The sequence below is a fragment of the Alteribacillus sp. YIM 98480 genome, assembly GCF_009765375.1.
GTDB lineage: Bacteria > Bacillota > Bacilli > Bacillales > Marinococcaceae > Alteribacillus.
In genome coordinates this window covers 93321-105248 of the sequence record NZ_VTOK01000008.1, presented here as the reverse complement: position 1 = coordinate 105248, position 11928 = coordinate 93321, and the positions used below count along the sequence as shown (strand labels likewise).

Genomic DNA, 11928 nt, shown 5'->3' with positions numbered 1-11928 from the left:
AAGGAGATTAAGTGAAAATGAAAAATCTGATAAAAAAGAATATAGTAACGGCAGTGATACTGTCATTAGTCATTATAGGTGCTACCAGTACAAACGTATTCTCTTCTCCAAGTGAAGGGAAGGGGGAAAATCCTAATATCGAACCAAAAGAAGTGACGTTTTATGGAAATGAATCTTCTTCTATCTCTTCATCAGTAGCTATGCCAGCTAATCAAGCTACGCTGCATTATAGCGGTACGGTCCCTCCAATGATTGATGAGGATGGGGATAATATGTACGAGAGATATGGAGATACAAAGCAGCAAGCAATTGGAATTCTTGAAAAATTTGAAGAAGATTTAGAAGGAAAAGGTCTTTCGATGGAAGATGTCACTTATTTACGTGTATATGTCACACCTGACCCAAATAAAGACGGAGAAATTGACTTTCAAGGCTGGTTTGATGCTTATGCAGAATTCTTTGATACCGAAGAAAATCCGGTGAAACCGGCTCGTTCCACAGTAGGAGTAGCTGGCCTTGTCAATGAGGATTGGTTAATTGAAATAGAAGCTTTTGCTGCTTATCCTCCAACCAATGAAATGGCTAATAGAATCAACAAATAGAAGAATATGAAAGGGGTATATTTATGTTGCAAAATATTGGTGTACCAGGGTTGATATTGGTTTTAGTTATTGCCTTGATTATATTTGGTCCTTCCAAACTACCTGAAATCGGACGGGCTTTTGGAAGAACGCTACATGAATTTAAACATTCAACAAAAGAACTAGTGTCTGATGATTCTAGTGATGAAATAAATGATAGAGAATATGCAAGTGAGAAAGTCAATACGTTAACAACAAAGGAAGAACATAGAAAAGCAAATTAAGGTGTGTTGCTGAGCAGGACTGAAACCTTTCATACAGGAACAGTGCCTGCTCTTTTTTTACACTGATGTATAAAATTTTAGCGTATATGAACAACGACGTCGTCAAAATGTTGAGGAAATCAGTATAAGTGCAACTAGGCAATCGCCTTTGCCTAAAGACTTGGTGCTAGCAGAGTTTTCTGCTTACGTGTTAGTGAAACTACGGGTGCTGTCCAAAAACTCCACGTTAAGCCGAGCTTTCTAAAAAGAAGAGGGGGAATAATTATGGAAAAGGCAATGTCGGCACCATTGTTAAATCACTTAGAAGAATTAAGAATAAGAATCATCATAACTGGCGGGTGCTTCATTCTCTTTTTCTTGTTATCCTTTCTAATTGTAGACCAAATTTATAGTTTCTTGATAAAAGACGTGGAGGGCAAATTAGCAGTGCTAGGTCCGGGAGATATCCTGTGGGTGTATGTGGCTTTAGCCGCTCTGGCATCCCTTATACTGACTATTCCAATCGCTGCTTATCAATTATGGAGTTTTGTTGCACCTGCTTTGGAAAAACAAGAAAAACGAGCAACATTTTTATATGTACCCGTATTTTTACTGTTATTTGTTATAGGGCTTGCTTTTGGATTTTATATTGTTTTTCCCTTAATGATGAATTTTTTGGTGGGAATAGCAGACGGGCAGTTTGAAACGATGTTTACGGTAGATCGATATTTTAAATTTTTATTCCAGGCAACCGTTCCTTTAGCTCTTTTTTTTGAATTGCCAGTCATTGTATTATTTCTTACTCACCTTGGTATTATTAATCCTCATCAGTTAGCGGCATATCGAAAATATGCTTATTTTATACTTATCATCATATCTGTACTTATTTCACCACCGGACTTTTTGTCAGATGTTTTAATTATAGGACCATTATTAATTTTATACGAAGTAAGTATTATCCTTTCCCAAATGGTTTATCGAAGAAAGAAAAATTAGTATCACTCGCCCTCTTCTCAAAAAATGTATGATAACATGCAATCTAGGAGGGGATATCGATGTCATCTGATACGATAGAGAATCAATCATTTACGATTTCTATGGAAAATGATTTGTATATTCGCGGAAACGTTCATGCACCGATGGAACGTACAAAAAAGCCCGTCGTGATCATTTGCCACGGTTTCAAAGGGTTTAAAGACTGGAATTTCTTTCCTTATCTCGGTGATGAATTAGCGAACGCCGGTTTTTACGCGATTCGTTTTAATTTTTCGCACAACGGAGTGAACGAGAAAGATTTTGATGAGCTCGAAAAATTCGCGGTGAATACATATTCGCGAGAACAAGCTGATTTGGCTGTTTTGTTTGAGCATATGAAAGAGGAAAAGCTGCCTTTTTCAAAGCAGTTTGATCTTAACCAAATCGGGGTGCTTGGCCACAGCCGCGGCGGGGCTAATGCGCTTCTTTTTGCAGCTGAACATCCGGAAGAAGTAAAAGCCGTGGTAACGTGGAATGGCGTGTGGGATGTTGACTTTTTTGGAGATGATCTAAAAAAAGACATGCGTGAGAGCGGCGTCGGTTACATTGCAAACAAGCGCACCAATCAAAACATGCCGTTAAAGGCAGATGTTTTAGATGATATGGAAACGAATAAAGAACGTTTTCATTTATTGACCCATTTAGAAGCGTTAAAAGCTCCCGTTCGTATCATACAAGGGGATGCTGATGGCGAGTGGCTCGTTAAAGGAGCGGACAAAATGGAAAAAACGTCTTCCAGGCACTCTTTAGCTCTTATTCAAGGTGCAAATCACACGTTTAACGCTGGCCATCCTTTAACCGAAACGACATCGCAGCTTGACGAAGCCATGAAAGAAACGATCTCCCATTTTCAAAACCTTTTATAATGAAATCTCTACTTTTCCCTTGCTTCTCTCGAGTGATGTTTCTTGAGAGAAGTATTTTTTTGTTCGTTAATTCTTTATATAGAACTTATTCATTTATGTTAATGTCCCATAAAGGAGGACGCGTCTTATGGATTTTGTATAATAAGATAATTTATGTTCTTTATTAAGAACATTGGAATGAGAGAGAGGGGATTGTTTGAAAAGCCATTAGCGCATGACATTTATGATTTAAAATGAAGCGGAAATTTAGTCGGTTCCATGGAGGCTTTTAAAAATGATCATTTAACGAACTGTCTTTTGTAATTTAGGGAAGGTTCCCTTTGCAAGACTTCCCAATTTGAACTTGGCGGCATGCCTTTTACCACATCCAAATGTTCTGCTTTGGTAGGGGGGAACACAGGCTGTTGCGAACTTTTTTAGGGCGTTTGCACTTTACAAATATTTTCTAAATAAAACCGCTGGCAAGCCGATATAAAATACAAGAAGTTTCTTCATTTAAAATTGACAATTGAATATAGAGAGGAGAGGCGTACATTCGATGAGGATTTCGGGTATGGCGTCTGGTATGGATATTGATCAAATGGTGAAAGATTTGATGCGGGCCGAGCGAGTGCCCGTGGATAAAATGGTACAGAAACGTCAGACAATAGAGTGGCAGATGGAAGAATATCGCAGCATAAACCGATTGTTTGACGAATTTCGTAATAATATTTTTGACACGGTCATGCGCCGGGCGAATATGGGGGCCCGTTCCGCTTCCTCCACCGACGATAGCCGCATTACAGCAACGGCATCTTCTACAGCTGGAAATGCTTCCTACCAAATATCAGAAGTAAAGCAGCTCGCTCAAGCCGCTTCACAAACAAGCAGCAGCCGCATTGGCTCTTCTGCCTTTGATTCTTCGAAAAGTCTGGCATCACAAGAGTGGGAAGGCTCAGATAACTGGAAAGCAGGGATGGTGGAGAAGGAAACGATCACGTTGGATGATCGGCAGCAGACATTTTCTATTGAAAAAGAAAATCTGCTGGATACTGCTGCAGAAGATATGGTAGTTACAGTAAATGGCAAGCTGTATGACGTAGTAACGGATGATACACCTTTAGAAGATAATCAAGTACGCGTCAGCTTTTCTGCAGAAAACGACAAAATCGACTTTGCATTTTCCGAAGCGCTCGCTGCTGATTCAGACATTTCTGTTCAATATTTTACAAAAGACGCTTCTGAAACGTTTACGCCCTCGGAAGCGAAAGATAGTTTTCAACTGAAAAAAGGAGCAATCGCCGCTGATTCTATGACGGTTACTATAGATGGAGGCAGTCCGCTCGAAATTATAACCGATTCTGATGTGGAATTGACAGCCGATCAGGCTTACGTTGACACGGAAACGGGGAAAATTCGTTTAGGCGCTAAAACAGAAGGACCGGTTGACGTGACATATACTCAGCAGTATATGAGCGGCGGCTTGACAACCTTTAACGAACAGGGAGAAGCCGTTAAAGATCGTTTTATTGTTCAAAGCAGCCAATCGATGGACAAGCTTATGCAGGATATTAACCGCTCTTCGCTTGGAGTTAGTGCCTTTTACGATGACTTTTCCGGCAAACTTGCTTTTAACCGCACAGAAGCTGGAAATTTTAATACCGATGGAGAAGAGATGATTTTCGAAGGTACTTTGTTTACAGAGGCCTTAGGAATGACCAATTCTAATGTGGGCACGAATGCAGATGGAAATCTGGTTATTACTGATCCAAATGGAGACAAAACGGAATTTAATGATTGGACATTAGAAGAGGGAGTACTAAAGGATAGTACAGGCGCAATCGTCGCGAATGAAACGATTACCGTAGATGGGGAAGAAGTCGGTGAGACAGATAAAAACGGCAATTTTACATACCTTGGATTTCAAGGCGGACAAAATGCCAAGTTCACTCTAAATGGATTGGAAACCGAACGAACAAGTAATACATTTACCGTAAACAGTATGACGATGACCTTAAAAGATACTTTTACAGCATCAGAAGAAACAGTTTCGATTCGTTCCTCTGTCGACACAGATTCTATTTTTGACACTATTACTGGATTTGTCGATGAATACAACGATATGCTGGACACTATTAACGAAAAATTAGGGGAAGATCGCTACCGTGATTATCCGCCGCTTACCGATGAACAAAAACAAGCAATGACGGATCGGGAAATTGAATTATGGGAAGAAAAAGCAAAAAGCGGGTTAATTAAAAACGACCGCACGATTTCCAGCTTTACTGATACATTCCGACTTGATCTTTATGGAAGAGTCGACACCGAATATGATACTGCCTACAATCAATTGACAACGATCGGTATTTCTACCACAAGCAATTACATGGACCGCGGGAAACTAGAGGTAGATGAAACGAAGCTGCGTGAAGCGATTGAAAACGACGCAGAAAGTGTCTTTGAACTGTTTGCAGCGGACGGGGACACACGACGAGAGCAGGGTATAGCTAGAAGACTTCGCGGCACGCTTGACAGTGCAATCGAATCATTGGCTGAACGAGCGGGCGGATTCAAGGGCAAAATACAAAACCATCAATTTACTCTCGGGAGAAATATTAACAATATCGACGACCAAATTTCTCATTTTGAACGGCGTCTTTCCGAGACCGAAGACCGCTATTGGCGGCAATTTACCGCTATGGAACAAGCTATAGCACGCGCAAACGAACAAGCCAATTATTTTTACACGCAGATGTTCGGAGGCGCTGGCGGCTTTTAACTTAACTCATCATGTAATGCAGATACACAGGAGGATTGAATAGTTATGGCATTTCAAAATGCACAAGCTGTTTATCAAAAAAATATGAAACAGGCCGAAGCCTATAAAAAAACAGCTCCAGCCCAAAAAGAACAGACGTATACACCGTCAGCTGCAGCTGAGGATACAGCAGCTCCTGGTGCCTCAGCACTGCAAAAGCCAAGCACCAAACCAGCATCCACCAATGCATATCAACAAAATGCCATTCAAACGGCTTCTCGTGGTGATTTGACACTATTACTTTATAACGGCTGCCTGAAATTTATCGATAAAGCTGGCAAATCAATGGATGCAAAAGATATGGAAAGCAAAAATAAATTTATTATCCGAGCACAAGATATCATCCGTGAATTAATGGTAACATTAAAAACCGATTCCGAAATCGGACAAAATATGTTTCGGTTGTACGATTTTATCCACCGACGTTTAGTAGATGCGAATATTAATAATGATAAAGAGGCGCTTACGGAAGCACGCGGGTTGGTCGAAGAGTTTCGTGATACGTGGAAAGAAACGATTAAATTAGATCGGCAGCAGCGCTATGGAGAAGGAGATCAAGCATAACATGGCATTGGTTAAAGAACTGTTTCTTGTAACCAAAGCCTTACACGAGCATGTTTCCGGCGACCTCCCCACAGAACTCGATGACCGTGATCGTTACGTAGAAGAACTAGAGAACTATTTGCAAAAGCGTGCCAAGCTTTTGGATGAAATGAGACAGAAAACAGAATTTAATGAAGCCGAACAAAAGCTTGGCCGTGCCATGGTTAAGATGAATGCCGATATTCAACAAAAGATGGAAGCATCCAAAGGCGCGCTGCGTTTAGATATGCAGCGATTAAAGAAAAAGAAGGAATCCAGCAAGCGTTATGAAAGACCATACAACGGGCCTACTGTAGACGGTGTGTTTTTTGATAAAAAGAATTGAAGTAAAGCAGCCTGAAACTAGGCTGCTTTTTTGAAAGGTAAGAAATGATAAATATTTGGCGTTTTTGATGTCTAGCTTCAGCGCCCAGCCGCTCAGGCGCACACGATAAAAAGGAAGTGGATCATTCCTTTGAAAATTTGCTCATAATCCAAGAAAATTGCTCGTTTTATGTTTGATGCCAATTCCCTATAAAAAAAGAAGCGGTGAAGGGAACACTCGTAAAAGGAAGCGTAATAACCGAAAAGAAAAGCATATCCCAAAGAAAGCAGCTTGAAAAGGGGGGAAACGAGAGCACATCAACCGGAAATATTAGCAAATTTCGGGCGTTCATAAAACGATAGAAAACAGCCTCGGAGTCAACTCTGATAATGGAGGAAGTTCGAAACACCAGAGTGAAACAAATCTATCTCAAACCGTGATGCATCAGCAGATCCTCACGCAAAGCAGCTCTCAAAAATCAACAAAAGCCCCATCCAATCGCGGAGCCTGCCCCTCCATAATGAAACAGCAGTAAAACAAAGCTAGAATTGGAGCAAAACCATCTCCAATCAACACACAATAATCAAATAAATATGCGAATTCCAGACAAAGTGGACTATAAACCCGAAGAATATGCTCATAAAACCTAAAACCAAGAACAAACAGCAGCAGACTTCATGCCTTCGTGCCAGCCCTTCAAAAAGACGCTGTCTACCTTCTATACAAAAAAAGCACAAACATGCTAAGATCAAATTACCTGACATTGTTCGAAAGGAGAGGTTATCATGTCTCAGCGCTTACGGGAAGCGGAGCGTGTTTTTTTAAAGAGATACAAAGAATGGTTACATACAGTGGAAGAAGGCCTATCTTCTGTAGCGTATTTTTACCGGGAAGGGCATGTGGAAAATGGCGATCGGCTGCTCGTGCAAATGATGGAAGGATTTGCTCCTTTTTCTTCGGATAACATGACGATGCGCTATCTGTTTGCGGAAAAAGTAGAAATAGCAGAGGAAATGCAGCATTTTCACGAAAAGGTGGAGAACGCCAAATCGATATCATCATATGACACGTCTAATGCACGCCTTCGTTTTGTGGCGTCTGACCTGATGCCTGCATTTCAGAGATGGAAGCTGCTAGTGCAAAGTGTAGGAGATGAACCAAAAAGACAGGATAGGCAATAATAACCAATTAATGTACCTTATTTCTTTGATTCAACGAAAAAAGAGCCGGGATGATCCCAAGCTCCGTTTTCCAAAAGTTAGTGGGGATTTTTCCTTTATGATTCGACCTCGTCCTCATCGTTACTAAGAAATTCGTTTAAATCAATTTCAATTTCTTCCCCGTCTTCCTCTTCATTTTCCTCATCTTCGTCCTCATAAAATTCTTCAATTTTTATGCCTTCGATCGTATCAAATTCTTCCATATCATTAAAACCGCTGAATTCTTCAAGCTCCATTTCTTCTGCATTCTCAAGTACATCATCCGGAATCGAGATTTCTTCTGCTTCATTAAACTCACTATACCTTGCGACAACAGTATGAGTAGAGTTATAGGACTGTCCTTCTTCACTGTTCATATTCATATTCATATCCATTCGCAGGGTTTTAGCATAAAACGTTTCTTTGTCGATCAACAATTCAAACTCAAGATCCTCCATTTCCGTCATGTACATCATATCTTCCATCATTTCAGAAAAGTCGGTATTGACCATTCGCATCATTTCCAGAGCAATCTGCTGAAGCTGCTCATTTTCTCCAGAAAAAGTAAGTCTGTAATGCTGATCACCTTCACTAATATGAATGTCATCCGTATACGCTTCTATTAATTCAAGGGTGTGGGCAGGTTTTTCAAAGGATTCATCATAGGATTGAAGGTCTTCGGTGAATTCATCGGGAAATTTTATCCAGCGCCCGTCATTTGAATCAAAAATATAATATCCTTCCTCTGAAAAGTAACGTTCTAATCCGACAACATTGGTTGATGTGTCACTTTCACCGTTTTCTTCGGTTGTTTGAATTGTGGAGGATTCATGGTAGCTAATCGGGTCAAGGTTAACAACGGTGTGGGAGCGATATTTATTTTTTAAGTATCCTTCTTCATTAAACTGGATGTCTTGATTCATATTTGTATCTATCGCATAATTCTCTAAATCTTCCATAATATCTATGGCATTATCGAGGACTTCATCAGAATCGATGGATTCTTTTTGCTCCGGTGGTTCTTCTTGTTCCGGAGGTTCGGTATTGTTGCCGTTTTCATCCGTTTCTGCTTCCGACATACATGCTGAGGTAAATACAGCCAGCATAATAAGAAGCAGCCCCTTACGGATTTGAGCCATGGTTCATCCTCCTCTGTGTGAAGGCTGTCATTAAAATAGTATCACATGTATGGTAGCTTGGGTAGAGCAAGGAAAAGGATATACGGGAAACGAGCAGAAACAATAAGAAAGCAGGATCTGATAAACAAGATCAGATCCTGACAGGTTTTGAACCGGCTTTTTTAGGAAGCGGGCGGTTCATACAGCGGGAATCGGAAGGCCGGAATGCTGTTGAAAGTATAGAGGATTATGTTATAAAGAGGGACTGGGACGTTGTTAATGAACAAAAGTATGTATTTCTTTTTTGTCCTGCTTTCATTGTACATAAGGCTGAAATAATTTAAAGTGTAGAAAATTTAATTTTGGAGTCTATACGTTTACGGAAATTGAATATTTGCTGACAGAAAATTAAATGTTTGCAGGGATAAAGGGGACAAAAGTTGAATTACTGTAATAAATAAAAAAATAAATGCATACATAACATGTATTTCGGGTATAGGAAATTGAAAATGTGTACCTGAGGTGGTAGAAAAATTGGCTTGCCGTTATCAATAAAGGAAACTGCCTAGTTGAAGGTACTTCCACTAAAAAAGCACACGTCAGCCACAGGACGTGGCGTTTTTGACGATGAATGTGCAGCACACCACGTCGTGTGGAAGTACGTCCTGTACGTTGATAGCTTTCGTTTTTCATATATTTTAAGAATAGTTAACTTTGTTAAAGGATCAACGTAAGCAAAACAACGACTTCCGGCATAAGGACTCGGCGGCCAGTCGAGTTTTTCTAAAAAGGTAAGAAATGATAAATAGTTGGCGTTTTTGATGTCTAGCTCTAGCGCCTACTCGCTCGAGATTCCTTCGGTCCGTCAATGGAAAGCAAGATCAGCTTTCCATATGCCGAGCCTCTCTAGGACTTGTCGCTCAGGAGCAAGGCGCTTGCGCTTTTCTAATCGCATAAAAAAGGAGAGATAGCAAAATGGACACTAGATTGTATATAAATGGAGAATGGAAAACAGCAGAAAAAGGTACTTTTCCTGTCATTAACCCTGCAAATGGGAAAAAAATAGGAACAGCAGCTGACGGCGGGAAAAAAGAGACGAAAGAGGCAGTCAAAGCAGCCGAAGACGCCTTTAAAAGCTGGTCAGCATTAACTGCTCAAGAACGTGCAGGCTATTTAAAAGAAATTTATCGTTTAATGATGGAGAAAAAAGAGGAGCTCGGAGAATGGATTACGAAAGAAATGGGGAAACCGCTTCAAGAGGCAAAAGGGGAAGTTCAATATGCAGCTTCGTTTCTTGAATGGTTTGCAGAAGAAGGAAAACGTGTCTATGGAAAAACGGTTCCAGCCAGTTCTACCGAAAAACGGATGATGGTGATTCATCAGCCTGTTGGTGTTGTTGGTGCAATTACCCCGTGGAACTTTCCGCAAGCGATGATAACCCGTAAAGTAGCACCGGCTCTTGCTTCGGGATGTACGGTCGTATTAAAACCGGGTGAAGACACGCCGTTTTCGGCAGTCAAATTTGCAGAAATCTGTGAAGAAGCAGGTCTTCCTAAAGGGGTATTTAATTTAGTATCCGGACAGGAAGCTTCTGAAATTGGCGGAGAGTTGATGGAAAATGAAACGGTTCGCAAAATTACTTTCACAGGGTCCACGGAAGTTGGCCGCTTATTAATGAAACAAGGTTCCGAACAAATTAAAAAGCTGTCCCTTGAATTAGGCGGACATGCCCCCATTATCGTATTAGATGATGCAAATGTAGATAAAGCTGTTCAAGGTTCGATCGCTTCCAAGTTCCGAAATGCCGGGCAAACGTGCGTATGCGGCAACCGTATTTATGTACAGGAAGGCATTTATGATGAGTTTATCGAGAAATTTAAAACGGAAGCTGAAAAATTGAATGTCGGTGATGGTTTTGAAGACGGCGTCGACATCGGCCCGCTTATTAACCAGGGCGGCTATGAAAAAGTCGACCGTCACGTAAAAGACGCGCTCGACAAAGGAGCTGAGCTTGTTTGCGGCGGAGAAGGCTTTGAAGAAAACGGTGCTTACTTCTATAAACCAACAGTGCTGAAAAACATCACACATGAAATGGTAATTATGGAAGAAGAAACGTTCGGCCCGGTAGCACCAGTGCAGAAAATTTCTAGTGACGAAGAGGGCGTACGTCTTGCGAATTCTTCGCCATACGGTTTAGCTTCTTACTTCTTCACAGAAAACTTGAGCCGTGGAATGAAAGTAGCAGAAGGACTGGAATATGGTATTGTCGGCTGGAATGACGGCGTCCCATCTGCTCCTCAAGCACCGTTTGGAGGCTGGAAGCAAAGCGGTATCGGGCGAGAAGGCGGCAGTGAAGGAATAGAACCATTTCTTGAAACGAAATATATTTCTATGGGTGTTTAAAGTAAAAAGGAGCTGTCTTTAGGTATGATAGTCATCCAGCAGCTGGAATATCCGAGGCTCCTGCGGGGAGCGAAGACCCCGCAGTGAGCGGTTTGTGCTCGAGAGAAGGTTAATTCCAGCTGCAAATGCCTGAAGCGGACGTATGGGACAGCTTCATCATTTTTAACAGCGTAGTCTGAATAGATTTGCTATGGATTGTATGAGCCCGAAAACGTTGTTTGAAAGAATAGTAACCAAGAATGAATGAAGACGCCTTCAACAACGAAAAGATGAGAGACCATTTCACCCATTAAATCAGATGCGTTCAAACCCCAGTCCAATAACAACATTTGGGTTCCATACCTCCATTCGTCTCCGTATTTATTTTTTACAATTTCCTCTGCATCCAAAAATGTGCAAATAGTTTGAAAGTTTATTGACTGCTGACTTGTTCATCTGCTATAGTAAAAAAGTGGGAATGCCCGCGCATAACTTTCGAAAGGAATGTGGAACATGCAAGGAAAAGTAAAATGGTTTAACAATGAAAAAGGGTTTGGTTTTATCGAGCGAGAAGATGGAGATGATGTATTTGTTCATTACTCCGCTATTAATGCAGAAGGCTTCAAATCGCTTGAAGAAGGACAGGATGTTGAGTTTGAGATTGTGGAAGGTGCGCGCGGCCCGCAGGCTGCAAATGTAAACAAACTATAAAATATTTACCTGCTTCGTCCATTGGAGCAGGCCTCTGTATAAAAAAGGTCCGTTTTCAGCGATGAGGCG

The 11928-nt window shown here is 41.0% G+C and carries 11 protein-coding genes; 10 read left to right on the top strand and 1 reads right to left on the bottom strand.

Annotated features, from left to right (window positions below; genetic code table 11):
- The first annotated feature begins 17 nt into the window (after positions 1-17).
- The 8 genes from FZF09_RS11725 (at position 18) to FZF09_RS11690 (ending at position 7630) form a co-directional block, all read left to right on the top strand.
- Positions 18-602 carry a RidA family protein gene (locus FZF09_RS11725; RefSeq protein ID WP_158736780.1) on the top strand — a complete coding sequence of 195 codons (585 nt, stop codon included), beginning with the start codon at positions 18-20 and terminating at the stop codon, positions 600-602.
- A 23-nt stretch (positions 603-625) separates the two neighbouring features.
- On the top strand, positions 626-865 hold the full coding sequence (locus tag FZF09_RS11720; RefSeq protein ID WP_158736779.1) for a twin-arginine translocase TatA/TatE family subunit: 240 nt from the start codon (positions 626-628) through the stop codon (positions 863-865).
- Positions 866-1129: 264 nt separating this feature from the next.
- Positions 1130-1840: a twin-arginine translocase subunit TatC gene (gene tatC / locus FZF09_RS11715; RefSeq protein WP_158736778.1), complete on the top strand. Its 711-nt coding sequence runs from the start codon at positions 1130-1132 to the stop codon at positions 1838-1840.
- A 59-nt stretch (positions 1841-1899) separates the two neighbouring features.
- Positions 1900-2745 (top strand): alpha/beta hydrolase family protein, encoded by an 846-nt coding sequence (locus FZF09_RS11710; RefSeq protein WP_158736777.1) that lies wholly within the window; start codon positions 1900-1902, stop codon positions 2743-2745.
- 553 nt (positions 2746-3298) lie between these two features.
- Positions 3299-5503, top strand: a complete 2205-nt coding sequence (gene fliD / locus FZF09_RS11705) for a flagellar filament capping protein FliD (RefSeq protein ID WP_158736776.1) — start codon at positions 3299-3301, stop codon at positions 5501-5503.
- Between the two features lie 45 nt (positions 5504-5548).
- Positions 5549-6106 (top strand): flagellar export chaperone FliS, encoded by a 558-nt coding sequence (gene fliS / locus FZF09_RS11700; RefSeq protein WP_370514454.1) that lies wholly within the window; start codon positions 5549-5551, stop codon positions 6104-6106.
- Between the two features lies 1 nt (position 6107).
- Complete coding sequence (gene fliT, locus FZF09_RS11695) at positions 6108-6470, top strand: flagellar protein FliT (RefSeq protein WP_158736775.1); 363 nt, start codon at positions 6108-6110, stop codon at positions 6468-6470.
- A 764-nt stretch (positions 6471-7234) separates the two neighbouring features.
- Positions 7235-7630, top strand: coding sequence for a DUF8042 domain-containing protein (locus FZF09_RS11690; RefSeq protein WP_158736774.1), 396 nt, complete (start codon positions 7235-7237; stop codon positions 7628-7630).
- 95 nt (positions 7631-7725) lie between these two features.
- Here FZF09_RS11690 and FZF09_RS11685 read toward each other — a convergent pair whose 3' ends face one another.
- Complete coding sequence (locus tag FZF09_RS11685; RefSeq protein ID WP_158736773.1) at positions 7726-8787, bottom strand: DUF6612 family protein; 1062 nt, start codon at positions 8785-8787, stop codon at positions 7726-7728.
- A gap of 954 nt (positions 8788-9741) precedes the next feature.
- On the opposite strand from FZF09_RS11685, the gene FZF09_RS11680 reads away from it, so the two are divergent.
- Together FZF09_RS11680 and FZF09_RS11675 are read left to right on the top strand one after the other, a co-directional pair.
- Complete coding sequence (locus tag FZF09_RS11680; protein ID WP_158736772.1) at positions 9742-11169, top strand: NAD-dependent succinate-semialdehyde dehydrogenase; 1428 nt, start codon at positions 9742-9744, stop codon at positions 11167-11169.
- Between the two features lie 492 nt (positions 11170-11661).
- Positions 11662-11859, top strand: coding sequence for a cold shock domain-containing protein (locus FZF09_RS11675; protein ID WP_158736771.1), 198 nt, complete (start codon positions 11662-11664; stop codon positions 11857-11859).
- The last annotated feature ends 69 nt before the right edge of the window (positions 11860-11928 follow it).

What these genes read in the sequence shown, in the direction of transcription:
- FZF09_RS11710 (WP_158736777.1), top strand. Translation starts at nt 1,900, where the DNA reads ATGTCATCTGATACGATAGAGAATCAATCATTTACGATTTCTATGGAA.
- fliD (WP_158736776.1), top strand. Translation starts at nt 3,299, where the DNA reads ATGGCGTCTGGTATGGATATTGATCAAATGGTGAAAGATTTGATGCGG.
- FZF09_RS11685 (WP_158736773.1), bottom strand. Translation starts at nt 8,787, where the DNA reads ATGGCTCAAATCCGTAAGGGGCTGCTTCTTATTATGCTGGCTGTATTT.
- FZF09_RS11680 (WP_158736772.1), top strand. Translation starts at nt 9,742, where the DNA reads ATGGACACTAGATTGTATATAAATGGAGAATGGAAAACAGCAGAAAAA.
- FZF09_RS11720 (WP_158736779.1), top strand. Translation starts at nt 626, where the DNA reads ATGTTGCAAAATATTGGTGTACCAGGGTTGATATTGGTTTTAGTTATT.
- FZF09_RS11725 (WP_158736780.1), top strand. Translation starts at nt 18, where the DNA reads ATGAAAAATCTGATAAAAAAGAATATAGTAACGGCAGTGATACTGTCA.
- fliT (WP_158736775.1), top strand. Translation starts at nt 6,108, where the DNA reads ATGGCATTGGTTAAAGAACTGTTTCTTGTAACCAAAGCCTTACACGAG.
- fliS (WP_370514454.1), top strand. Translation starts at nt 5,549, where the DNA reads ATGGCATTTCAAAATGCACAAGCTGTTTATCAAAAAAATATGAAACAG.
- FZF09_RS11690 (WP_158736774.1), top strand. Translation starts at nt 7,235, where the DNA reads ATGTCTCAGCGCTTACGGGAAGCGGAGCGTGTTTTTTTAAAGAGATAC.
- FZF09_RS11675 (WP_158736771.1), top strand. Translation starts at nt 11,662, where the DNA reads ATGCAAGGAAAAGTAAAATGGTTTAACAATGAAAAAGGGTTTGGTTTT.
- tatC (WP_158736778.1), top strand. Translation starts at nt 1,130, where the DNA reads ATGGAAAAGGCAATGTCGGCACCATTGTTAAATCACTTAGAAGAATTA.